Below are 22,948 nucleotides of genomic sequence, written 5' to 3'. Positions count from 1 at the left end.
CCGCCGTGGTGGAGGGGGAACCACGGCGGCCCTTCTACTCGAAACGATGCGGCAGCCCGGAGAGGGGGGATAGGCTGCCGCAGGTGTCCGGGATAGGCGGGGGACGGGCCTTGCTCCGGACGTCGGCGAAAATTGCCGATGCCATTTATCTGTGTCCTCGAACGTGGCGATTCAAGGGCACGAATATTACACTTTTGTAACATGGCCGTGAGCGGCCGTTGGACGGACGGAGCCAGGCAGTCCCGCGGGCGAAAATAATGCCGATTTCACCTCTTTCCAACCAACCTGTCGCCTGCCTGTCAGGGTGTTGCTGGAAGCGGTGCCTTTGGCATGGACCAAGCCGCCGCGCCGCGCTATCCCTGCCCGCATGAAAAAAGGCGATCATCTCTTTCTTGTCGACGGCTCCGGCTACATCTTCCGTGCCTATCATGCGTTGCCGCCGCTGACCCGCAAGTCCGACGGCCTGCCGGTCGGCGCCGTGTCCGGCTTCTGCAACATGCTTTGGAAGCTGATGCAGGATGCCCGCAACACCGATGTCGGCATCGTGCCGACGCATTTCGCCGTCATTTTCGACTATTCGTCGAAAACCTTCCGCAACGATCTCTATCCCGAATACAAGGCCAACCGTTCGGCGCCGCCGGAAGACCTGATCCCGCAATTCGGCCTCATCCGCCAGGCGACCAGGGCGTTCAACCTGCCCTGTCTCGAGATGGAAGGGTTCGAGGCCGACGACCTCATCGCGACCTATTGCCGGCTGGCCTGCGAGGCCGGCGGCGACACCACCATCATCTCCTCCGACAAGGACCTGATGCAGTTGGTCGGCCCGACGGTGAGCATGTACGATCCGATGAAGGATCGCCAGATCGGCATTCCCGAGGTCATCGAGAAATGGGGCGTGCCGCCGGAGAAGATGATCGACCTGCAGGCATTGACCGGCGATTCCGTCGACAATGTTCCCGGCGTGCCGGGCATCGGACCGAAGACCGCGGCGCAATTGCTCGAACAGTTCGGCGACCTAGACGGACTGCTTGAGCGCGCCGGCGAGATCAAGCAGGAGAAACGACGCGAATCCATCATCGCCAATGCCGACAAGGCGCGCATCTCGCGCCAACTGGTGACGTTGAAGAACGATGTGCCGGTGGCCGAGGGGCTGGACGAATTCGTCCTGCACGCGCCGGACGGGCCGAAGCTGATCGGCTTCCTCAAGACCATGGAATTCTCTTCGCTGACCCGCCGCGTGGCGGAAACGACGGGAACCGAGGCAAGCGACGTCCAGGCGATCGCTGTGACGGTCGAACGCGCCGACTCCGCGCATGGGCCGGACGTCGGCGCCGGCGCGCCAGTCGCGCCCAGCGCCGAGGCGAAGCAGGACGGCGAGACGGCCCTGGCCGCAGCCGGCGGCACCAAGGAGGGCAACACCCCCTCGCTTCTGTCGGCGCTTCGCCTGGAGGCCGCCACCGCCCGCAAGATCGACATTTCGGCCTATCAGTGCATCCGCGACGTCGCCAGCCTGAAGGCCTGGGTCGCCGAGGCGCTGGAGACCGGCATCGTCGCCTTCGATGCCCGCGCGACGTCGCCCGATCCGATGCAGGCCGAACTGATCGGCTTGTCGCTGGCGACGGCGCCAGGTCGCGCCGCCTATGTGCCGTTCGCCCACAGGAGCGGAAATGGCGACCTGCTCGGCGGTGGTCCGATCGACAACCAGATCCCGCTGCGCGAGGCGCTGGCCGTGCTGAAACCGCTGCTCGAGGACAAGTCTGTCCTCAAGATCGCGCAGAACCTGAAATACGATCTCGTCATCATGAGCCGCTACGGTATCGACGTCGGCCCTTTCGACGACACCATGCTGATCTCCTACGTGCTCGATGCCGGCACCTCGCATGGCCACGGCATGGACGCGCTTGCCGAGAAATGGCTGGGCCATAGTCCGCTTCAGCTCAAGGACGTGACCGGCTCCGGGAAAAATTCCGTCGGCTTCGACCAGGTCGACGTCGACAAGGCGACCGCCCACGCGGCCGAGGACGCCGATGTGACGCTCAGGCTCTGGCTGGTGCTGAAGCCGCGGCTCGCCGCCAAGGGCCTGGTGTCGGTCTATGAGCGGCTGGAACGGCCGCTGGTGCCGGTGCTGGCGCGCATGGAACAGCGCGGCATCTCGGTCGACCGGCAGATCCTGTCGCGGCTGTCGGGCGAACTGGCCCAGGGCGCAGCCCGGCTCGAGGAAGAAATCTACCAGCTCGTCGGCGAGCGCATCAACATCGGCTCGCCCAAGCAGCTCGGCGATATCCTGTTCGGCCGCATGGGTCTGCCCGGCGGCTCCAAGACCAAGACCGGCCAATGGTCGACCTCGGCGCAGCTTCTGGAAGACCTCGCCGCCGAAGGCCACGAACTGCCGCGCAAGATCGTCGACTGGCGCCAGCTGACCAAGCTGAAATCGACCTACACCGATGCGCTGCCCGGCTTCGTCAACCCGGACACCAAGCGGGTCCACACCTCTTACGCGCTCGCCGCGACGACGACGGGGCGCCTGTCATCCTCCGACCCGAACCTGCAGAACATCCCGGTGCGCACCGCCGAAGGCCGCAGGATCAGAACAGCCTTCATCGCCGACAGGGGCAACCGGCTGGTTTCGGCCGACTACAGTCAGATCGAATTGCGCGTGCTCGCCCATGTTGCCGAGATCCCGCAATTGCGGCAGGCCTTCGCCGACGGCGCCGACATCCACGCCATCACCGCCTCGGAAATGTTCAACGTGCCCGTGGAAGGCATGCCTTCGGAAGTGCGCCGCCGCGCCAAGGCGATCAATTTCGGCATCATCTACGGCATCTCGGCCTTCGGCCTCGCCAACCAGCTGTCGATTCCGCGCGAGGAGGCCAGCAACTACATCAAGAAGTATTTCGAGCGCTTCCCCGGCATCCGCGACTATATCGAGGAGACCAAGGCCTACGCCCGCGAGCACGGCTTCGTCGAAACCATCTTCGGCCGCCGCATCCACTACCCCGAGATCCGGTCCTCCAATCCCTCGATCCGCGCCTTCAACGAGCGCGCCTCGATCAACGCGCGCCTGCAAGGCACCGCCGCCGACATCATCCGCCGCGCCATGGTGCGCATGGACGAGGCGCTGGAGAAGGCCAGGCTTTCGGCCCGCATGCTCTTGCAGGTGCATGACGAGCTGATCTTCGAGACGATCGAGGCGGAAGTGGAGGCGACGATCCCCGTCGTGCGCCATGTCATGGAGAACGCGGCCATGCCGGCGGTGTCGATGTCGGTGCCGCTGCATGTGGACGCTCGAGCGGCGAACAATTGGGACGAGGCGCACTAGCGCCAGGCCGGCATCACCTGAATATCGATACACCTTAGACTAGGCAGCTTGCGCCCGGCACTTGGCACATGTCCCGCGGAACTCGATCACCGCCTTCTTGGCGGCAAAGCCGGTGGAGCGCACCCATTCGTCCAGCCGGTGGCCGACATCATGGTCGGACATTTCGCTCACCTGGCCACATGTGTCGCAGATGGCGAAAGCGGTCATGGAATGGCTGTGATCGTGCGGTTCGACGCAGGCGACGAAGGAATTGAGGCTTTCCAGCCGATGCACGAAGCCGGACTTCACCAGCGTGTCGAGCGCGCGGTAGACCTGCAGCGGCGCGCGGAAACCCCGCTCGCGCAGCTGGTCAAGCAAGGTGTAGGCGCTGAGCGGCCCGCTGGCGGCCTCGAGTTTCTCGAGCACGCACAGCTGGTTCTTCGTCAGCACATCCCTTGCCGCCATGATCCTGTTTCCGACCTGCCTCGTGTCACATACGGGCCGTTTCCATATGCAAACGGCCGCCCCCGTTCAGATAGCGACGAACCGCTGTCTTTGCTACTCCTCTGTTGAAACGCGCTGGCGCGGCATTCCGCGAAGACAACGGCGGGAGGGCTCCCGCCGTCGTCTACCGGCTTCCATGCCTACTTCCTCGGCGGGCCGTTGCGCTCGGCCGAGGCTGCCCACAGATTGATGTCGGACTCGCGCGCGTAATTGTCGATCTCGGCAAGCTCGGCGTCGCTGAAGTCGGGCGCCTCCAGCGCGCCGACACAGTCCTCCACCTGCTCCGGCCGGCTGGCGCCGATCAGCGCCGATGTCACCTTGCCCTTGCGCAGCACCCACGCCAGCGCCATCTGCGCCAGCGTCTGGCCACGACGGCCCGCGATCGCGTTCAACGCCTGTATGTTGGCGATGGTCTTGTCGTTGATGAAGGCCGGCCGCAGCGACTTGCCCTGGGAGGCACGGCTGCCCTCGGGGATGCCGCCGAGATATTTGTCGGTCAGCATGCCCTGTGCCAGCGGCGAGAACACGATGGAGCCGACGCCCAGCCCATCAAGCGTATCGAGCAGGCCATCGTCCTCGACCCAGCGGTTCAGCATCGAATAACTCGGCTGATGGATTACGCAAGGCGTGCCGAGCCGCTTCAGTATATCGGCCGCCTCGCGCGTGCGCTGCGAATTGTAGGACGAGATGCCGACATAGAGCGCCTTGCCCGCGCGCACCGCATGGTCGAGCGCGCCCATCGTTTCCTCCAGCGGCGTATCCGGATCGAAGCGGTGCGAATAGAAGATGTCGACATAGTCGAGCCCCATCCGCTTCAGGCTCTGGTCGAGGCTGGCCAGCAAATATTTGCGTCCGCCCCATTGGCCGTAGGGGCCCGCCCACATCTCGTAGCCGGCCTTGGTCGAGATGATGAGTTCGTCGCGGTAGGCGGCAAAGTCGGTGCGCAATATCTCGCCGAAAGCAATCTCGGCCGAGCCGGGCGGCGGCCCGTAATTGTTGGCGAGGTCGAAATGCGTGATGCCGAGGTCGAAGGCCTTGCGCACGATCGCCTGCTTGGTCGTGTGCGGCGTGTCGTTGCCGAAATTGTGCCACAGCCCCAGCGAGATCGCCGGCAGCTTCAGGCCGGACCGCCCGCAGCGGTTATAGACCATTTTTTCGTAGCGGTTTTCGGCGGCGACATAGGGCATGGGGAAATCCTCGAAGCTGGATGGACTGGGCACTGTCATCGCGAACGCGACGCGCAGGCCCTGCGCCCCAACCCTTACCCTCTCCCCGCGAAAACGGGGAGAGGGTTCATCAAAATTATCGATAATCCGCGATCTAGCTCTTCTTCGCCATCAGCGCCTTGGCTTCCTTGATGCCGAGCGCGGCTGGACGTTCGCAGGTGGTCTGCATGGCGACGAACTTGCCGGTTTCGCCCGAGCGCAGGATTCCCGTCATGACGTCGACGGCGTGCAGCGCCAGCTCCATCGAGCAGCGGTGCGGCCTGCCCTCGGAGATCGCAATCGCCATGTCGGCGAGGCCGGCGGTGCGATAATTGGCCATCATGCCCTGCGAATGCATCTCGTTGGGTACGCCGAACGGATGCTGCCATTTCGGCAGCTTCTTGACCGGCTTGGCCGCTTCGGTGAAGCGCACGTCGCCGCCGAAGAAGTTCGGATCCGGCACGAACACGCTCCCCATCTCGCCATAGAGCTCCATCGGCGCATGGCCGTGGCTCCAGACGTCCCAGCTGGTGTTGAGCGTGATCACGGCTCCGTTCTCGAACTCCAGCAGGCCGTGGATGGTGGTCGGCGTGTTGACCGGGATCCTTTCGCCCGCGCGCGGCTTCGAACTGATCGTGCGTTCCTTGGCCGGGGTTGTGGCGAAGGCCGCCACCTGCTTCACCGGTCCGATCAGCTGGATCAGATTGGTGATGTAATACGGCCCGATGTCGAGCACGGGGCCGGCGCCCGGCTGGAAGAAGAAGTCCGGATTGGGGTGCCAGTGCTCCATGCCGTGCCCCATGACATGGCAAGTGCCGCTGGTGATCCTGCCGAGCTTGCCGGTATCGATCAGGTTGCGCACCAACTGATGCGCGCCGCCGAAGAAGGTGTCGGGTGCCGAGCCGATGCGAAGTCCCTTCTTCTCCGCCCGCTTCTTCAAGTCGAGCCCCTCCTTGACCGAAAGCACGAAGGGCTTTTCCGAATAGACATGCTTGCCCGCGTCGAGCACCTGTTTCGACACTTCGTAGTGCACGGCCGGAATGGTCAGGTTGACGATGATGTCGATGTCGTCGGCCTTGAGCAGGTCCTCGACCGTCTCGGCGCGCAGCTTGAACTCCTTCGCCCGCGCTTTCGCGGCGTCCATGTTGATATCGGCGCAAGCCCGCATCTTGATGCCGCGAAACAGCGGCGCCAGCGAGAAATATGCCTTCGAGATGTTGCCGCAGCCGATGACGCCGACGCCAAGTTTGTTTGCCATGATGCTTGTTCCTAATAGGCCGTTACGGTTGCGATCGAACGGCGGGCGAAGCGCTCGATGTCATTGGGATTGTCCTGTTCCATGATGAAATATTTGGCCGCGCTCTTGGGCCGCAGCGCCTCGATCAGGCCGGCCCAGTCGATCGTGCCGTGGCCGACATCCGACCAGCCGTCCTCGTCCAGCCCCTCGCCCGGCCTTGCCATGTCCTTGACGTGAACGGCAACGATGCGCTTGCCGTGCCTTTCGATCCAGGGCAGCGGATCGGCGCCGCCGCGCACCACCCAGGCGACATCCATCTCCCAGCCGATGTCGGGCGCTGAAGCCAGGATGTGATCCTGTGGCAGCGAGCCGTCGGCGAGTTTTTTGAACTCGAAATCATGATTGTGCCAGGCAAAGCCGTAGCCGCCCTTCTTCGCCGTCTCGCCGACCTTGGCCAGGCGCTCGCCGAAGCCGCGCCAGCCGGCAGCGTCCGAAGGCCTGGACTCAGGCATGAGAAAGGGGCAGATCAAAAGCTTGATGCCGAGCGCTTCAGCTATCCTGCGCACGCCGTCGAAATCCTTCTCCAGCGCATCGATGGAGAAATGCCCGGTCGGCATGGCAAGGCCGTTTTTGTCGAGTTGAGCGCGGAAGGCCTTGGGATCGTCATAGACGCCGCCGAAGCCTTCAACCTCTGTGTAGCCGAGCTTGCCGAGCATCTCGAGCACGCCTTCCCAGGGCTGGAAATTGCGCGCGCTGTAAAGTTGGAATGACCAGTTCATCGTCTTTGTCCGTTCTGCTTGGGGGATGGTTATCGGGCTTTAGATGCGGCTGCCGGTTTGGGCATCGAAGAGCGAGGCGCGCATCGGGTCGAAGCCCACCGTCACCGCCTCATCGTTCTTGGGCGTCCGTTCCGAGGTGACCCGGACGCTGAAATTCTGCTTTGCAAGCTTCAGCCACACCAGCGTGTCGGACCCCATCGGTTCGACCACCTCGACATTGGCCGCCGTCGAGAATGGCCAGCCCGTGCCGCTGTTCAGGCTGACATGCTCGGGCCTGATGCCGAACACGGCAGGGCCGGCTTCCGGTTGCTTGTCGAAATGATAGGTGCCGAGTGGAACCTTGAGATTGTCGGCCACGAAAAACCAGTTGCCAGCGTCTTTCTCGAGCCTGCCGTCAATGAAGTTCATCGCCGGCGAACCGAGGAAGCCGGCGACGAAGCGGTTGACCGGTTTGTTATAGATGGTCTGCGGCGCGTCGAGTTGTTGGATGACGCCGCCGCGCATGACCGCGATACGGTCGGCCAGCGTCATCGCCTCGATCTGGTCATGCGTGACGTAGATCATGGTGTTCTGCAATTTGCGGTGCAAAAGCTTGATCTCGACGCGCAGTTCGGAGCGCAGCTTGGCGTCCAGGTTCGACAGCGGCTCGTCGAACAGGAACACGTCGACGTCGCGCACCAGCGCGCGCCCGATCGCCACGCGTTGGCGCTGGCCGCCGGAGAGCGCTGCGGGCTTGCGCTGCAACAGCGGCTCGATCTGCAGGATCTCGGCGGCGCGCGCTATGCGCTTCGCGATCTCGTCCTTGGGCACGCCAGCGACGCGCAGCCCGAAGGATAAGTTCTTCTCCACCGTCATCTGCGGATAGAGTGCGTAGGACTGGAACACCATGCCGATGCCGCGGTCCTTGGGCTCTTCCCAGGTGACGTTCTTGCCCTTGATGAAGATGCGGCCGTCCGAAATGTCGAGCAGTCCGGCGATGCAGTTGAGCAAGGTCGACTTGCCGCAACCCGAGGGTCCGAGCAGCACTATGAACTCGCCCTCGGCGACGTCGAGGTTGAGCGTCTGCAGCACCGAGACCAAGCCGAAGTTCAGCGACAGGTCCTGGATCGAAACGCTGGTGCCGTTTGCCGCCATCGACATCACCCTTTCACCGCGCCGGCGGCAATGCCGCGCACGAACAATTTGCCGGAAATGAAGTAGACGACCAGCGGCACCAGCCCGGTCAGGATGGTGGCGGCCATGTTGACATTGTATTCCTTCACCCCCTGCACCGAGTTGACGATGTTGTTGAGCTGCACCGTCATCGGATAGGTGTCGGGGCGCGTATAGACGACGCCGAACAGGAAGTCGTTCCAGATGCCGGTCACCTGCAGGATGACGGCGACGACGAAGATCGGCAGCGACATCGGCAACATGATGCGCAGATAAATGCCCCAGAAGCCGGCGCCATCGACGCGCGCAGCCCTGAACAGTTCCTCCGGCATGGAGGTGAAATAGTTGCGGAACAAGAGCGTCAGGATTGGCATGCCGAAAATGGAATGCACGATCACCAGGCCGCTCAGGCTGCCATAGAGGCCGATCTCGCGCAGGATGATCACGATCGGATAGATCATCACCTGATAGGGGATGAAGGCCCCGACGATCAGGATGACGAAGAACGTGTCGGCGCCCTTGAAGCGCCAATTGGCCAGCGCGTAGCCGTTCACCGAGGCGATTGCGATCGACAGGATCACCGAGGGGACGGTGATGCGCACCGAGTTCCAGAAGCCGCGAGAGAGACCGTCGCAGTTGAGACCGGTGCAGGCCTGCGACCATGCCTTGACCCACGGCTCGAACGTGATCTCGACCGGCGGCGAGAAGATGTTGCCGAGACGAATTTCCGGCATGCCCTTGAGCGAGGTGACAACCATCACGTAGAGCGGCAGCAGGTAATAGAGCGCCACCACGATGAGCGTGCCGTACAGGAAGATGTTGCGGCGCGACAACATGTGCCGGGGCTTCGGTCCGCTCGGTCCCGAGGCATCGGCGCGAATGGCGGCGGGGGACGCGGCCAGGGAGACGGCATGATCAGACACGCTTGCGGCCTCCGAATTCGAGATAGGCCCACGGCACGATGACGATCATCACCGACAAGAGCATCATGGTCGAGGCGGCAAAGCCCTGGCCGAGGTTCTGGGCGAAGAACATGTAGTCGTAGACATATTTGGCTGGCACTTCAGAGGAAATGCCTGGCCCGCCGCTGGTCTGCGCGACGACGAGGTCGTAGACCTTGACGATGCCCGACGCGATGATCACCAGCGTGGTGATGAAGACCGGCCGCATCATCGGGATGATGATGAAGACGTAGGTCTTCCAGGTGGGGATGCCGTCCACCCGCGCGGCCTTCCAGATGTCCTCGTCAATGCCGCGCAGGCCGGCCAGCATCAGGCACATGATCAGCCCGGTGCCCTGCCACAGCGCGGCGATCAATATGCCGTAGATGACGATGCTCGAATTGTAGAGCGGATCGAAATTGAAGCTTGTCCAGCCAAGGTCGCGAACCACTCCCTGAATGCCTAAATCGGGATTGAGCAGCCATTGCCAGACGAGGCCGGTGACGATGAAGGAAAGCGCGAAAGGATAGAGAAAGATGGTGCGGAAGGTGTCCTCGAAACGGATTTTCTGGTCGAGCAGTGCCGCAAGCAGGAAGCCGATTACCAGCGAGAAGACGAGCGACAGCACGCCGTAGATCAAGAGATTCTCGATCGAGACGAGCCAGCGCGGCGTCGCCCACAGCCGGTAGTACTGGTCGAGCCCGACGAAATGCAGACGCGGCAGAAGCTTCGAATTGGTGAAGGAATAAAGCACCGTCCAGGCTGTGCCGCCGACAAACACCACCAGCGCGGTGAGGATCATCGGGATCGAAGCGACCTTCGCATTGAGGTTGCGGAAGAGTTGGCTCGGGCGTTCGCTCTTGCTCATCGGTGCAGCCATGCTGGATCGGGTAAGGGCGACAAGGTCGGCACGCCTCGCTCCCGGCCCTGAGGTGGCCGGGAGCGAGGCGGCTTGTCGGGGGTCAATCGGCCGAGGCGATGATGTCGGCGAAGCGCTTTTGCGCTTCTTCGAGCGTCATGTCGGGCTTGGCGAAGAACTCCGAGAAGAGATCCTCCTTCTGCTTCTGGCTGTCCTGCGAGAGCAGTTGGTCCGTCCAGGGAATGACGGCGCCCTTGGCCAGGATGTCGAGCCCCTTCTTCATGCAATCATTGGCAGCGTTGAGGTCGACGTCGCCGCGCACCGGCAGCGAGCCTTTCTTGAGGTTGAAGGCGACCTGGGTCTTGGGATCGAGCAAGGTCTCGGCCAGCACTTCCTGCGCCTTGGACTTGTCGGCGTCCTTGAGCAGTGGGAAATAGAAGGCGTCGCCGCCGGTGGCGATGACCTCGTTCAGGCCAAGCCCGGGAAGGCAGGTATAGTCCTTGCCGGCTGTCTTGCCGGCGACCTGGAATTCGCCTTGCGCCCAGTCGCCCATGATCTGGCCGCCGGCCTTGCCGGTGATGACCATGTTGGTGGCCTGGTTCCAGTCCTGGACATTGGTGTTCTTGGCCATCTTGCGCGCATCGTCGGCCGCCTTGAAGACCTTGGCGACTTCGGGACCGGCGGCGAACGTCGCATCCTTGTCCTTGTAGACCTTGAGAAAGGTGTCGGTGCCGCCCACTGCGGCGAGCAGCACGTCGAAGGCGCCCGACGCCTGCCAGGCCTGCCCGCCGACCGCGAGCGGGACGATTCCGGCCTTTTCCAGCGCCGGGGCGGCGGCGACATATTCGTTCCAGTTCTTCGGCACCGGCACGCCCGCCTTCTCGAAGGCCGCGTTCGACAGCCACAGCCACTGCCAGGAGTGAATGTTGACCGGCACGCAATAGATCTTGCCGTCGATGGTGCAACCGTCGAGCAGGCTCTTCGGCCGCACGACCTCGGTCCACTTGCCCTTGGTGGCGACATCGGTGAGATCGCGCATCAGGCCTGCCTGCACCAGCTCTTCCGCTTGCCGGCCGTGGTTGAACTGGGTGGCGCCCATCGGGTCGCCGCCGGTGATGCGGCTGATCATGATCGGCCGCGCCGTGCCGCCGGACCCGGCGATGGCGCCGTCGACCCAGTGGTTGCCGGTTGCGTCGAAGGCTTTGGCGAGTTCGGCGACCGCCGCCGCCTCGCCGCCGGATGTCCACCAATGGGTGACTTCCAGATCGGTTGCGGCCGCCGGCCCGGCAAAATTCAACGCCACCGTCGCCGCAAGCGCGGCGGTCAGGAATTTGTATCGCATTTCGGTTTCCTCCCAGAATCTGAAACGTTACAGATTTTCGATACGGCAATTGCAAGATATGCGCAACCCTTCCCTTGAAAGTCAGTTCGATATTTTTCGAGGCGCGAACAAAATCCTTTCGGGATGGAGCCCGTTGTGCAGCGCAATACGCAAAATCCCACATGGCAAGACAGAAAGCTCGCAAGAAGCTTGCTCCCAATGCCTTTCCTGCTGATTCCCAACGCTTTTCGGCGGCGAGCCCATGCGGACTTTCGACCTCGGCCACAGCCTGGTCGAACACCGGTCGTGACAATCTGTAACGTTTCAGTATAGGCTTGTTCAGCTAAGGAGACGCGCCATGGGAGCGACGGCGGCGATTGCCGGCCTGGCCGGCGGCTGCTAAGCGCCTGACGGGGCGGGACGAATGGACAGACGGCGCACGGACAGCGATGACGAGACGTCGGCCAGGGAGCGGCCGACGCTGAAGACGCTTGCCTTCATGACCGGGCTCGGCGTCACCACCGTGTCGCGGGCGCTGAAGGACGCGCCGGAGATCGGCGCCGAGACCAGGCGCCGCGTCCAGCTCGTGGCCAAGCAGATCGGTTACCGGCCGAACCGCGCCGGCGTGCGCCTGCGAACCGGCAAGACCAACGTCATCAGCCTCGTGCTCAACACCGAGCACGAGATCATGAGCTTTGTCTCAGACATCATCTACGGCGTCACCGAAGTCATCGCCGATACGCCCTACCATCTGATCGTCACGCCCTACTCGCGCTCGCAGGATCCGCTGGATCCGGTGCGTTATCTGGTGGAGACTGGCTCCGCCGATGGCGTCATCATTTCGCGCACGCAGCCCAACGATCCAAGGGCCCGCTACATGCTGGAGCGCGGCATACCTTTTGCAACGCACGGCCGCACCGATATGGGGCTCGTGCACCCCTATCATGATTTCGACAATTACGCCTTCGCGGCCGAGGCGGTGCGCCATCTGGCCGGCTTGGGCCGGCGTCGGCTGGCTCTGGTGACGCCGCCGGTCGGCCTGACCTATCACGGCCACACCGTGAACGGCTTTGCCGACGCGCTGAGCGAAGTCGGCGCCTCGGAGGTGCCGTTCAACACCGTTTCGATCGACCACTCGATCGAGCAGATCAGGATGAGGACCGCGCAGCTGATGCGGCGCGACATCAGGCCGGACGGCATCGTCAGCAGCGCCGCGGCCGCCACGCTTGCCATTGTTGCCGGCATCGAGGACGCCGGGTTGAAACTCGGCCGCGACATCGACGTGGTGTCGAAGCAGTCGTCGGAACTGCTGCATCTGTTCCGCCGGGAACTGCTGATCGTCAACGAGAACTTCCGGCTGGCCGGCTCCGAGCTCGCCCGCGCCGTGCTCGGCTGGATCGGCGGCGCGGCGCCCGGCTCGCTGCAGTCACTCAGCGCGCCGGGCGAAGTTGTGGCCTATCGCGGCTGATTGAAGCCCCGCCGCCAGAGCAATTCCCGCGTAGCTTTCCTAAGGCATTGCCCAAAAAACAAAGAGATAGAGCGGTACGCCGTTCCGCGAAACGCTGAACCGTTAGCCGGCGGCGCCGCTCCCCCAGGGTCCATGGAAGGCGCCCTTGTCATCGATACGCTCGAAGCCATGCGCACCGAAGAAATCACGCTGTGCCTGGATCAGGTTCGAGGTCCCGCGGCCCTGGCGATAGCTGTCGAAATAGGCAAGGGCCGAAGACAGCGCCGGCACCGGCGATCCGGCTTCGGAAGCCCTGGCCACGACGCGCCGCAGTGACGGATGCGCCTCCTGCATCATGGTGATGAAGGCCGGCGCCATCAGGAGATTGGTCGAAGCGCCGCCGCGGCCGAAGGCTTCGGCCATGGTGTCGAGCATCTGCGATCGGATGATGCAGCCGGCACGCCAGATCTTGGCGATGGTCGGCATCGGCAGGTTCCAGTTGAACGCCTTCGAAGCGCCGCTCATCACGGCGAAGCCTTGCGCGTAGGCTGATATCTTGCCGGCGAACAGCGCCAGTTCCAGATCCTTGAGCAGGTCTGCCTTGTCGCCCGAAATCCTGGTGACGCCGATGTTGCCATAGGCTTTTTCCGCCGCAAGCCGCTCGTCCTTGATCGATGACAGGACGCGTGCCGCCACCGCCGCCTCGATGGCGGTCGCCGGAATGCCGAGTTGCTGTGCCTCGATAACCGACCATTTGCCGGTGCCCTTCTGGCCGGCGCGGTCGAGGATGATGTCGACCACCGGCTTGCCGGTCTTGGGATCATCTGACGCCAGCACCTTGGCGGTGATCTCGATCAGGTAGGAGTTGAGCCGGCCCTTGTTCCAGCCGGCGAATACGGCGCCGATCTCCTTCGGCGCCATGCCCAGGCCATCGCGCAGGATGCCGTAGATCTCGCCGATCATCTGCATGTCGGCATATTCGATGCCGTTGTGGATGGTCTTGACGAAATGGCCGGCGCCGTCGGTGCCGAGCCAGGCCGCGCATGGCTCGTCCTTGAACTTGGCGGAGATTGCCGTCAGCACCTTCTCGACGCGCTTCCAGGACTCCTCGGTGCCGCCGACCATGATCGACGGCCCGTGGCGCGCACCCTCCTCGCCGCCGGACACGCCCATGCCGATGAAGGTGAGGCCGGAGCCCGCCAGCTCGGAAAAGCGCCGCATCGTGTCGCGGAAATTGGCGTTGCCGGCATCGATGACGATGTCGTCATGGGACAGCACGCCGCGCAATGCGGCGATCTGTTCATCGACCGGCTTGCCGGCCAGCACCATGATGATGATCGGACGCGGCGGCCGGATCGCGGCGGCGAGTTCTTCCAGGCTGTAGCAGGGGACAACCATATCCCTGAGCGCGCCGGCATTCTCGACAAAGGCATCCGTACGCGCCTTGGTGCGATTGAACACAGCGATGCGGTGCCCGTGCTCGGCGATGTTGAGCGCCAGGTTGGAGCCCATCGTGCCAAGGCCGATCAGGCCAATTTCGGCTTTTTCCATGTTTCTTCCCTGCTTTCGGATCTTGTTTGTTCGAGCCCGCGATTGCCCGGGTTTTTGCCAAGATGCATCCTGCCAGGATGATTGACGGGCCTTCAGGCTCGCGTCAACCGCCTCGCCGAATTGTGTTGGAGAGCCATCACGGCCTGATGTCTACCGGCGCCTCGATCTTCACCATCTCGAAATCGGAGACCAGTATGTCGATGCGCGCCGTCCACCGGCCAGGGACCGGGATGACGAGATCGTCGACACGCCAGCTGCCGTCGCCGGGCTTTGTCGCGGCCCGCTTCAGCGGCTCGATGCCGGAGTCCGGCTTCGACAGCACCAGCGTCACCTCCTTGGCGTCGAGCGGCCCGAAATCGCCGGTCATGATGATCATCGAGGCGGCGACCGGCCCGGCATGGCCGGGCGTGATGCTGAGGTCGGCCATCGCCTTCAGCGCGTGGATATGAACCGACACCGGCTGCGCCGCGGCAATCGCCAGCGCCCGTGGCGGCGGCGTGAAGCGCCAGCCGGCGGCAACACCGAAGATGGCGAGTACGATCAGTATTTCGACGCCGATCGAACGGGTGAGCCTGCGCCGCACTTCCGTCGCCCCCGCCTCGGCCATTGCCGTCAACCTCCAGCGGTTGACGGCGGCGAGCGTGAACAGGAAGACCAGCAGCGCGAGCTTGACCAGCAGCAGCCGGCCATAGGCGGTGTTGACCAGCGCTGCGGGTGTTTGCACCTGGATGACGGCCAGCACCACGCCGGCGGCGGCAAGCAAGGCCACCACCGGCATGATAGCGGCGGAGAACCGGCGAAGGAACGTGACGGCTTCGGCATCCTGCCGTTTCAGCGCGAGTCCGAGCGGCGCCAGCGCGCCGGCCCAGAAGGCAATGCCCGCGCCATGCAGGAACACCATCGGCCGCGTCAGCCATTGCGGCTCGGCGGCACTTGCGTGGCCGCTGGCGGCGAGCGCGAGACCCGTTCCGGCCAGGCCGGCGAGCGCGAGGGGCCTGGCGGCCGCGCGCGGCCCGGCCAGCGACAAAAGACCGAGCCCCAGCGCGATCAACGCGATCAACGCCATCCAGCCGAAGCTGGTGCCGAGACCGGCGGTCCAGATGGCCGGCTGCGCCATATGCGAGAGCGGCGCGCCGAGCGCATCCAGCCCTTGAAAGCCAAGCGACAGGGTTGCCGCGACCAGCCCGCACAGGATTGCGGCGGCGACGAAGCGCTGTCCGGCGCGGCCACCCCGCGCCAGCCAGGCGAGAGCGAAGGCGCCGCCGACCCCGAGGAATAGGCCGATATAGAGGCAGACCTTGCCGATCCAGATCGCCGAGCGCAATTGCCAGTCGACGGCTTCGGAAACAGCCGGCGGCTGGCTCGCCGCGCCGATGGAAAACAGCAGAGAGCCGCCGACCGGATGACCGTCGGCGGAAATCACTCGCCAGCTCAGCACATGCGTGCCCGATCCAAGTGCCTGCGGATCGTCGATCACGACGGTCTGGTCGCTGAGGCGGAAGGACGTCAGCGGAACGGGCGTGCCGTCGGGCTTCACCAGCGTCAGCACCAGTGGCGAGACCGGTTCGCTGAAAGTCAGCGCGAATTGCGCCGGGGCCTGCGACAGCACGGCGCCGTCGGCCGGATCGGTCTTGATCAGCGCGGCGTGCGCAAAGGCCTGATTTGTCGTGGCCACGGCAATCAGCATGGCCAAGGTCAGCAGCCCTATGGCAGCTCGGCCGATGAGCTTGCCGGTCGCGCGAACCGTCCTGGAAGGGAATATCACCGTCATGTCATTGCCATAAATGCGGCGCGCTCCGGACAATGGAGCGCACCGCGAGAGCTTACTTTTTCGGCGTGAGCTCGATGCCGGGCGCGGGGTTCTCCAGGGCGTCTTCGTCCTGCCCGGCCGCCGGGATTTCGATCCAGCGGTCGGCGGCGCCATCGCACTCCTGCACCACCGGGAAATAGAGTTTCTGACCCGCCGGGAGGTCTGCCGTCAGCATCGCACGGAAGACGAACTCGTCGTAGAATTCGTCTGGCAGATTGCCGCCGCTCCAATCGACCTCCTTGACGCCGTCGGCCACCGCCTGGCCGTAGAGCTGGTAGGATTTCTCGTACTTGCCCTTCTTGGTCTGCAGCGTCCAGCCGGGCTTCGGCATCGGCTTCACCGCGATCACCCCTTCCGGGATCTGCACGCGCACGGCGGTCGTCGCCTTGCCGTCACAGCCATGCGGCACCCGCAGGATGGCCTTGTAGGTCGAACCGACCGCCGCTTCCTGTGTTTCGAGCGTGACATGCGCAAAGGCGGCACTGGTCCCCAGCGCCAGAAGCGCGCCGGCCGACAGAAGATACTTGTTCATGATGGTCCCTCTGAATTCAATAGTTGTGGATGGCGCGGTCAATTGGCGTGGTCGTCCATGCCACCGCCCATGCCTTCGACAGCGAACTCGACGTTGACGGCGCCAGCCTTTTCGAAGGTCAGCGTGGCTGCGAATTCTTCGCCCTGCTTGGGTTGCCGCTTCAGGCCGATGAACATCAGGTGATAGCCGCCGGGTGCTAGCGCCACCTTGCCGCCGGCCGGGATTTCCAGGCCGCCCGTCACCGGCCGCATGGTCATGACGCCGTCCTTGACGCCCATTTCATGCAGCTCTGCTTTTTCGGAGACGTCGGAGGAAATCGACAGCAGCCGGTCGGGTGCATTGCCCTTGTTGGTGATGGTGAAATAGCCGCCGGCCACCTTGGCGCCTGTGGGTGTCGCGCGCGACCAGGGATGCTCGATCTCGAGATCGCCGGCCTTGAATTCATGCGCGCAGACGGCCTGGGCACCGAAGAACAACAGCACAAACGCCAGCACGGCAAGGCCGACACGTTCATTGAAACGGCGCAGGAATTTGGTGCGGCCGCCCGAAGGAGGCGCCGCGATATGAAAAGCTTGGGACATGGTTTGCTCCATGAATAGGGGATCGCGCCGTTGGCCGGTCGCGAACGATTCGTTCTTTGGATGAAAGCACCGGCGGAAGGTTCCGCCGGGCGTACAGCAGGCTCAGGCCGAAAGCGGCGGCGCGCGCGGGTTCGACGGCGACCGCTGGCGCGCGAAATTGAGATGCGTGGCCGCCGGAAAGATGAAAACGACGGCTTCGAACGAAAGCGAGGCCAGCGCAAGCCCGGCATCGGGTGGCGGCGCAAAGGCCGCTGAAACCATGCTGCAGCCCAGCATGCAGCATGCCGGCAGATGCGACGGATGCGGGCCGCCATCGGGAAGCTGGGCAGTGCCCTCGTGGGTGCAGATGACGTTGCCGAAGGCGTCGATTTGCGAGGCGGCCGGTCCGGTGGCGAAGGCGAATGCGCTCAGCGTCGACTGAAGCAGCAGCAGGTAGGCCGCGACAAGCGCGACCGGAATGCTCCACCGTCTCCCCTTTTTGGTCAAATGACTTGCCTGTTCAAACCATCTGCATCTTCAAGCGATCACCGGAAGATGTCTACCACGGCAGCAAGAGACGGAAAATCGGCAAATCGGTGCTGCGGCAACGCGGCGCGATCAGGGCCTCTGTGGGTGCCGGCTCTCGGGGATCGAGGTCAGCAGCGTCTGGCGCGCCGACTTCAAATGCTTGCGGCAGGCGGCATCGACCTTGCCCAGGTCGCGTGATTTGAGCGCCGCGATATAGGCCAGATGCTCGCCGATCGCGATTTCGTTGCGCTCGCGCTCCTGCGCCTTGTTCCACTGGTAGTGGTAATGGAAGATCATGGCGATGACATCATAGAAATCGACGATGAAGCGGTTGTGCGAGGCGCGGTGGATCAGCCGATGGAAGCGCTCGTCGAGCTCCGAGAATTCGTTGAAGCGCGTGGCGATGTCACGGGCGAGGCCGCGGTGTTCCTCTTCGAGATTGTCGAGATCGGCCCACACCGCGCTGTCCTGCGGCAGTGCGGTGAACGCCGATGCCGAGCGCAGCTCGAACATCTCGCGGATTTCCGTCAACTCCAGCGCGAAGGCGCGGGTGAAACCCTTCAGCACCCAATGGCTGTTGCGGCGCTTCTCGATCAGGCCGAAGCGGGAGAAGCGGATCAGGAACTCGCGCACGCTGGTGGTGCCGACGCCGATCTCGCGCGCCAGTTCGAGCTCATTGATCTGCATGCCGGCCTCGGCGCCGCCGGCGAGCAGCCTGCGCATGAACGACCGCTCGATGATCTCGGCCAGCGTGTCGGTCTCTTCCTCGGGAAAGAAATCATCGGGGCGCGTTTCGCGCAGCACCGTCTTGGCGCGCTTGTTCCAGGCGATCAATCCGGTTTCTTCCATGCGCGCAAGGATGCTGCGCACAGTGGTGCGGCTGACGCCGAGCAGCGTACCCAGCTCCGGTTCCGAAGGCAGGCTGCGCGTCTCGTCGAGCAGCCTAAGGCACCTGTTATAGGCATCCTTGTAGACGTTGTTGCTCTTCGACATGCCCTGACCCATCGCTGGCCGGCGCTTGCGGCGGCCGGCTTGAAGCGCAATATGACGTTCCTATCGCCCTCGAAAGCGGAATCGCTTTGCCGAGGGGCTCGCTTACCGGTTGCAGCGCCGCTACTCATCCAGCCGCATAGGAACTGCCGGAAAAAACAATTGACGCAAAACTGTTTTTTCACGATAAAAGACATTAACTCTTAACAGGCGCGTGTCAATCCGCGCCTCCCAGGATCACCCCAGGAAACGCCCGTGAACGCCTCCAACTCAATTCTTCTGTCCCCAGCCGACAATGTCGCGGTCGCCAATGGCCGCATCGAGACCGGCACCGCGCTGCCCGGCGGAGCGCTTGCCGCCGCCATCATCGAGCCCGGCCACAAGGTGGCGATCAAGCCGATTCCCGCCGGGTCCGCCGTGGTCAAATATGCCCAGGCAATCGGCCGCGCCACGCAGGACATCGCGCCCGGCGAGCATGTCCATTCGCACAATCTGGTGTTCGAGGCCGGCCGCCTGCCGGTGGTACCGCCAAGCGAGGCCGAGCATGCGACCGAGGCCGACCGCGCCCGCACCTTCATGGGTTATCGCCGCGCCGACGGCCGCGCCGGCACGCGCAACTTCATCGGCATCATCGCCAGCGTCAACTGTTCGGCCACCGTCTGCCACGCCATCGCCGACGCGGCCAACCGCACGCTGCTGCCAAAATATCCCGGCATCGACGGCTTCGTCCCGATCGTTCACGGCCAGGGCTGCGGCATGAGCGCCACCGGCGACGGCATGATGGTGCTGCACCGCACATTGGCCGGCTATGCCCGCCATCCCAATTTCGGCGGCGCGCTGATGGTTGGGCTCGGCTGCGAGGTCAACCAGCTCACGCTGTACGGCCAGAAGGGTGCGGCCGCCGGTAAGCGCCATTTCAACATCCAGGACGCCGGCGGGTCGCGCAAATCGGTCGAAAAGGCCATGGGCGTACTGGCCGAGATCGCCGAGGAAGTCGGCGAGCTCAAGCGCGAACCGATCCCCGTGAGCGAGATCGTCGTCGGCCTGCAATGCGGCGGCTCCGACGGCATGTCGGGCATCACGGCCAATCCGGCGCTGGGCGCTGCGGTAGACATTCTGGCCGGCGTCGGCGGCATCGGTATTCTCTCCGAGACGACGGAAATCTACGGCGCCGAACATCTGCTCGCCTATCGCGCCGCGACGCCCGAGATCGCCAAGAAGCTCGATGGCTACGTCAAGTGGTGGGAAGACCACGTCGCCAAGCACGGCGCCTCGATCGACAACAACCCCTCGCCCGGCAACAAGCGCGGCGGCCTCACCACCATCCTGGAGAAATCGCTGGGCGCGGTAGCCAAGGGCGGCCAGACGCCGCTCAACGGCGTCTTCGGCTATGCCGAAAAGGTCACCGGCAGCGGGCTGGTGTTCATGGACACGCCCGGCTACGACCCGGTGTCCGCCACCGGCCAGGTGGCGGGCGGCGCCAACATCATCGTCTTCACCACCGGCCGCGGCTCCTGCTTCGGCTGCCGGCCGACGCCGTCGATCAAGGTCGCCACCAACTCGACCATGTATCATCAGATGGAAGAGGACATGGACGTCAATTGCGGCGTCATCGCCTCCGGCGAGAAGACCATCGCCGGCATGGGCCGCGAGATCTTCGAACTGATCGTCGAGACGGCCTCCGGCCGCAAGACCAAGAGCGAGGATTTCGGCTACGGCGACAACGAGTTCGTGCCCTGGCATCTCGGCGCGACGCTCTAGCTCTTTGAAGTCGCGCAGTCCGGAAAGTGGCCACGAGCTTTCCTGGAATGCTGCAGCTTGAGTCTTGGAATCTGCCGCGCCGGATAATGGCGGGCAACGGGGAGGTTGTGCATGGAAAAACGCCGCATCGGCCAGACGGCGCTCGAGGTCACCGAAGTAAGCTTCGGCGGTGCCGCGATCGGCGGGCTCTACCGCGCCTGTTCGCGCGAGGCGGCGATGGAAACGTTGCAAGGCGCGTGGGAGGCGGGCCTGCGCTATTTCGACACCGCGCCCTTCTATGGTTTCGGCCTGTCGGAGCGGCGTTTCGGCGACTTCCTGCGCTATAAGCCGCGCGATTCCTATGTGCTGTCGACCAAGGTCGGGCGCCTGTTCCGGCCCGTTCCGGAGGATCAGGTTCCCGATCACTCCTATGTCGATCCGCTGCCCTTCGCGCTCGACTACGACTATTCCTATGACGGCATCATGCGCTCGGTCGACTTCAGCTATGCGCGGCTTGGTCTAAACAGGATAGACATCCTGTTTGTGCACGACATCGGCGTGTACACGCATGGCGTCGAGAAGACCAAAATGCACTTTCGCCAGTTGATGGACGGTGGGCTCAAGGCGCTCGAAGAACTGAAAAACTCCGGCGTCATTTCCGCCTACGGGCTCGGCGTCAACGAAGTCCGGATATGTCTCGACGTGATGCGTCGCGCGCCGCTCGATTGTATCCTGCTCGCCAGCCGCTATTCCTTGCTCGATCGCAGCGCCGAGGCCGAACTTTTGCCGCTCTGCCGCGCCCGACAGACTTCGCTGGTCATCGGCGGTGTGTTCAACTCCGGCATATTGGCGACCGGACCGGTGCAGGGCGCCCATTTCGACTACAAGCCCGCCAGCGGTGACGTGCTCGACCGCGTCGGCGCGATGGAGCGGATCGCCGCCGAAGGTGGTTACCCGCTCGCCGCCGCCGCGTTCCAGTTCCCCCTCCAGGAATCCTCGGTCGCCACCGTGCTGACCGGCACCGCCAAGCTGGCGAACCTGACCCGCAATCTCGAACTGCTCGATGTCGACGTGCCTCAGGCGGACTACGCCAGGTACCGCCCCTACACCGTGGTGCAGGAATTGGCATGAAGCCGCCGGCCCGCCCGGGTGAAGGTGCGATCGCGGGGCTTCACGATCCCGCGAACCGGAGAAGGAACGGGCATTCTATATTGACTAATTTATGGAATTAATATTCCATACGTTAGTCACGCGAAACGGAAGCGTCGGGCAGAGAGCAAGGCGCCAGTGCGGTCATGACCGCCGTGTCCCGAGGATGGCATAAACACCGCTTGCATCGACCGGATCGATGCACTATCAAAATGCTGCAACTGTTTTTTATTGATAAAGTTCTGTTTGGCTACGCCTATCCGAACCGAGCTTCCGTATCGTTCACCGGGCGACCTAGGGAGGAATTCCATGAAATTCGTGACCAACATTCTCAATCGCCGCGCAGTCATGGCGCTGGCGGCCGCGTCGATGCTTGCCGGCGTCATGCACTCGGCGCCGGTTTCGGCGGCGGACGTGACCATTCCGATCATCGTCAAGGACACCACGTCCTTCTACTGGCAGATCGTTCTGGCCGGGGCCCGCAAGGCCGGCAAGGATCTCGGCGTCAACGTGCCGGAGCTCGGCGCCCAGGCAGAAACTGACGTCAACGGCCAGATCTCGATCCTCGAAAACGCCGTCGCCAGCAATCCGGCGGCGATCGTCATCTCGCCGACCGAGTTCAAGGCGCTCGGCAAGCCGATCGACGAAGCCGCCGCCAAGGTCAAGGTTATCGGCATCGATTCCGGCGCCGACTCCAAGGCCTTCACCTCCTTCCTGACCACCGACAACGTCCAGGGCGGCCGCGTCGCCGCTGACGGCCTCGCAGCGGCCATCGGCGAAGCCAATGGCGGCAAGATCGAGGGCGACGTTGCCCTGATCACCAACACGCCTGGCGCCGGCTCGCTCGAACAGCGCAAGCAGGGCTTCATCGAACAGCTCAAGGCGAAATATCCGGGCCTGAAGCTGGTCGCCGACAAATATGCCGACGGCCAGGCCACCACCGGCCTCAACATCGCCACCGACCTGATCACCGCCAATCCGAACCTCAAGGGTATTTTCGCTTCCAACCTGATCATGGCGCAGGGCGTCGGGCAGGCTGTCGCCGAAAACAGCCTCGGCGGCAAGCTGGCGCTGGTTGGCTTCGACAGCGACGAGAAGCTGATCAAGTTCCTCAACGATGGCGTCATTTCCGCCCTCGTCGTCCAGGATCCCTACCGGATGGGCTATGACGGCATCAAGACCGCGCTTGCCGCCTCCAAGGGTGAAAAGGTCGAGACCAATGTCGACACCGGCGCCAACCTGGTCACCAAGGCCAACATGAAGGATCCCAAGATCGACGCGCTGCTCAACCCGAAGCTCAACTGAGCATCGGCACGCGCAACTGTTTCCGGGGCCTCTGCGCCCC

19 protein-coding genes are annotated in these 22,948 nt (G+C 63.7%); 5 read left to right on the top strand and 14 right to left on the bottom strand.

Annotated features, from left to right (window positions below; all coding sequences use genetic code 11):
- Positions 1-367 precede the first annotated feature (367 nt).
- Positions 368-3,319 carry a DNA polymerase I gene (gene polA, locus FJ490_RS23370; RefSeq protein WP_181165363.1) on the top strand — a complete coding sequence of 984 codons (2,952 nt, stop codon included), beginning with the start codon at positions 368-370 and terminating at the stop codon, positions 3,317-3,319.
- Between the two features lie 39 nt (positions 3,320-3,358).
- On the opposite strand, the gene FJ490_RS23365 is transcribed toward polA, so the two are convergent.
- The 8 genes from FJ490_RS23365 to FJ490_RS23330 all read right to left on the bottom strand — a co-directional run bounded on the left by FJ490_RS23365 (position 3,359) and on the right by FJ490_RS23330 (position 11,317).
- Positions 3,359-3,763 (bottom strand): Fur family transcriptional regulator, encoded by a 405-nt coding sequence (locus FJ490_RS23365; protein WP_140500273.1) that lies wholly within the window; start codon positions 3,761-3,763, stop codon positions 3,359-3,361.
- 179 nt (positions 3,764-3,942) lie between these two features.
- On the bottom strand, positions 3,943-4,989 hold the full coding sequence (gene mgrA, locus FJ490_RS23360; RefSeq protein WP_140584136.1) for an L-glyceraldehyde 3-phosphate reductase: 1,047 nt from the start codon (positions 4,987-4,989) through the stop codon (positions 3,943-3,945).
- A gap of 133 nt (positions 4,990-5,122) precedes the next feature.
- Positions 5,123-6,265 (bottom strand): Gfo/Idh/MocA family oxidoreductase, encoded by a 1,143-nt coding sequence (locus FJ490_RS23355; protein ID WP_140500277.1) that lies wholly within the window; start codon positions 6,263-6,265, stop codon positions 5,123-5,125.
- Positions 6,266-6,276: 11 nt separating this feature from the next.
- Positions 6,277-7,023, bottom strand: coding sequence for a sugar phosphate isomerase/epimerase (locus FJ490_RS23350; RefSeq protein WP_140729250.1), 747 nt, complete (start codon positions 7,021-7,023; stop codon positions 6,277-6,279).
- Between the two features lie 39 nt (positions 7,024-7,062).
- Positions 7,063-8,163 (bottom strand): sn-glycerol-3-phosphate ABC transporter ATP-binding protein UgpC, encoded by a 1,101-nt coding sequence (gene ugpC / locus FJ490_RS23345; protein ID WP_181165360.1) that lies wholly within the window; start codon positions 8,161-8,163, stop codon positions 7,063-7,065.
- A complete protein-coding gene (locus FJ490_RS23340; RefSeq protein WP_140657266.1) occupies positions 8,163-9,098 on the bottom strand; it encodes a carbohydrate ABC transporter permease in 936 nt (311 codons plus the stop codon). Before FJ490_RS23340 ends, ugpC begins: the two co-directional genes overlap by 1 nt.
- Positions 9,091-9,984, bottom strand: a complete 894-nt coding sequence (locus tag FJ490_RS23335) for a sugar ABC transporter permease (RefSeq protein WP_140729251.1) — start codon at positions 9,982-9,984, stop codon at positions 9,091-9,093. Before FJ490_RS23335 ends, FJ490_RS23340 begins: the two co-directional genes overlap by 8 nt.
- Before the next feature lie 94 nt (positions 9,985-10,078).
- Positions 10,079-11,317 carry an ABC transporter substrate-binding protein gene (locus tag FJ490_RS23330; protein ID WP_140558365.1) on the bottom strand — a complete coding sequence of 413 codons (1,239 nt, stop codon included), beginning with the start codon at positions 11,315-11,317 and terminating at the stop codon, positions 10,079-10,081.
- A gap of 403 nt (positions 11,318-11,720) precedes the next feature.
- Here FJ490_RS23330 and FJ490_RS23325 point away from each other — a divergent pair, with 403 nt between their 5' ends.
- Positions 11,721-12,764 (top strand): LacI family transcriptional regulator, encoded by a 1,044-nt coding sequence (locus tag FJ490_RS23325; protein WP_140500287.1) that lies wholly within the window; start codon positions 11,721-11,723, stop codon positions 12,762-12,764.
- A 102-nt stretch (positions 12,765-12,866) separates the two neighbouring features.
- Here the strand turns inward: FJ490_RS23325 and gndA are convergent, their stop codons facing one another.
- From gndA to FJ490_RS23295, 6 genes are all read right to left on the bottom strand, one after another.
- A complete protein-coding gene (gndA, locus tag FJ490_RS23320) occupies positions 12,867-14,315 on the bottom strand; it encodes an NADP-dependent phosphogluconate dehydrogenase (RefSeq protein ID WP_281405498.1) in 1,449 nt (482 codons plus the stop codon).
- Between the two features lie 115 nt (positions 14,316-14,430).
- Positions 14,431-16,065, bottom strand: a complete 1,635-nt coding sequence (locus FJ490_RS23315; protein ID WP_140729252.1) for a copper resistance CopC/CopD family protein — start codon at positions 16,063-16,065, stop codon at positions 14,431-14,433.
- Between the two features lie 52 nt (positions 16,066-16,117).
- Entirely contained in the window at positions 16,118-16,636 is a 519-nt protein-coding gene (locus FJ490_RS23310; protein ID WP_140500293.1) for a YcnI family protein, read from the bottom strand.
- Positions 16,637-16,674: 38 nt separating this feature from the next.
- Entirely contained in the window at positions 16,675-17,217 is a 543-nt protein-coding gene (locus tag FJ490_RS23305) for a copper chaperone PCu(A)C (protein WP_140522558.1), read from the bottom strand.
- Between the two features lie 102 nt (positions 17,218-17,319).
- Positions 17,320-17,676, bottom strand: a complete 357-nt coding sequence (locus FJ490_RS23300; RefSeq protein WP_140500463.1) for a DUF2946 family protein — start codon at positions 17,674-17,676, stop codon at positions 17,320-17,322.
- A gap of 138 nt (positions 17,677-17,814) precedes the next feature.
- The gene (locus FJ490_RS23295; RefSeq protein ID WP_140500297.1) at positions 17,815-18,717 is read right to left on the bottom strand and encodes a GntR family transcriptional regulator; all 903 of its coding nucleotides are present in this window, start codon (positions 18,715-18,717) and stop codon (positions 17,815-17,817) included.
- A 252-nt stretch (positions 18,718-18,969) separates the two neighbouring features.
- Here FJ490_RS23295 and FJ490_RS23290 point away from each other — a divergent pair, with 252 nt between their 5' ends.
- The 3 genes from FJ490_RS23290 to FJ490_RS23280 all read left to right on the top strand — a co-directional run bounded on the left by FJ490_RS23290 (position 18,970) and on the right by FJ490_RS23280 (position 22,908).
- Positions 18,970-20,475, top strand: a complete 1,506-nt coding sequence (locus FJ490_RS23290) for an altronate dehydratase family protein (protein WP_140522560.1) — start codon at positions 18,970-18,972, stop codon at positions 20,473-20,475.
- A 111-nt stretch (positions 20,476-20,586) separates the two neighbouring features.
- Positions 20,587-21,585 carry an aldo/keto reductase gene (locus FJ490_RS23285; RefSeq protein ID WP_140522562.1) on the top strand — a complete coding sequence of 333 codons (999 nt, stop codon included), beginning with the start codon at positions 20,587-20,589 and terminating at the stop codon, positions 21,583-21,585.
- Positions 21,586-21,912: 327 nt separating this feature from the next.
- Positions 21,913-22,908, top strand: coding sequence for an ABC transporter substrate-binding protein (locus tag FJ490_RS23280; RefSeq protein WP_140729253.1), 996 nt, complete (start codon positions 21,913-21,915; stop codon positions 22,906-22,908).
- Positions 22,909-22,948 lie beyond the last annotated feature (40 nt).

It is taken from the genome of Mesorhizobium sp. B2-5-11, assembly GCF_006440835.1.
Lineage (GTDB): Bacteria > Pseudomonadota > Alphaproteobacteria > Rhizobiales > Rhizobiaceae > Mesorhizobium.
This window is presented reverse-complemented; position numbering and strand designations above follow the sequence as displayed.

Bases quoted from the DNA above. Each gene is read 5' to 3' on its own strand.
- FJ490_RS23315 (WP_140729252.1), bottom strand. From the start codon at position 16,065: ATGACGGTGATATTCCCTTCCAGGACGGTTCGCGCGACCGGCAAGCTC.
- FJ490_RS23355 (WP_140500277.1), bottom strand. From the start codon at position 6,265: ATGGCAAACAAACTTGGCGTCGGCGTCATCGGCTGCGGCAACATCTCG.
- mgrA (WP_140584136.1), bottom strand. From the start codon at position 4,989: ATGCCCTATGTCGCCGCCGAAAACCGCTACGAAAAAATGGTCTATAAC.
- FJ490_RS23285 (WP_140522562.1), top strand. From the start codon at position 20,587: ATGGAAAAACGCCGCATCGGCCAGACGGCGCTCGAGGTCACCGAAGTA.
- FJ490_RS23295 (WP_140500297.1), bottom strand. From the start codon at position 18,717: ATGTCGAAGAGCAACAACGTCTACAAGGATGCCTATAACAGGTGCCTT.
- FJ490_RS23365 (WP_140500273.1), bottom strand. From the start codon at position 3,763: ATGGCGGCAAGGGATGTGCTGACGAAGAACCAGCTGTGCGTGCTCGAG.
- FJ490_RS23330 (WP_140558365.1), bottom strand. From the start codon at position 11,317: ATGCGATACAAATTCCTGACCGCCGCGCTTGCGGCGACGGTGGCGTTG.
- FJ490_RS23325 (WP_140500287.1), top strand. From the start codon at position 11,721: ATGGACAGACGGCGCACGGACAGCGATGACGAGACGTCGGCCAGGGAG.
- FJ490_RS23350 (WP_140729250.1), bottom strand. From the start codon at position 7,023: ATGAACTGGTCATTCCAACTTTACAGCGCGCGCAATTTCCAGCCCTGG.
- FJ490_RS23280 (WP_140729253.1), top strand. From the start codon at position 21,913: ATGAAATTCGTGACCAACATTCTCAATCGCCGCGCAGTCATGGCGCTG.
- FJ490_RS23305 (WP_140522558.1), bottom strand. From the start codon at position 17,217: ATGTCCCAAGCTTTTCATATCGCGGCGCCTCCTTCGGGCGGCCGCACC.
- FJ490_RS23335 (WP_140729251.1), bottom strand. From the start codon at position 9,984: ATGAGCAAGAGCGAACGCCCGAGCCAACTCTTCCGCAACCTCAATGCG.
- ugpC (WP_181165360.1), bottom strand. From the start codon at position 8,163: ATGTCGATGGCGGCAAACGGCACCAGCGTTTCGATCCAGGACCTGTCG.
- FJ490_RS23310 (WP_140500293.1), bottom strand. From the start codon at position 16,636: ATGAACAAGTATCTTCTGTCGGCCGGCGCGCTTCTGGCGCTGGGGACC.
- polA (WP_181165363.1), top strand. From the start codon at position 368: ATGAAAAAAGGCGATCATCTCTTTCTTGTCGACGGCTCCGGCTACATC.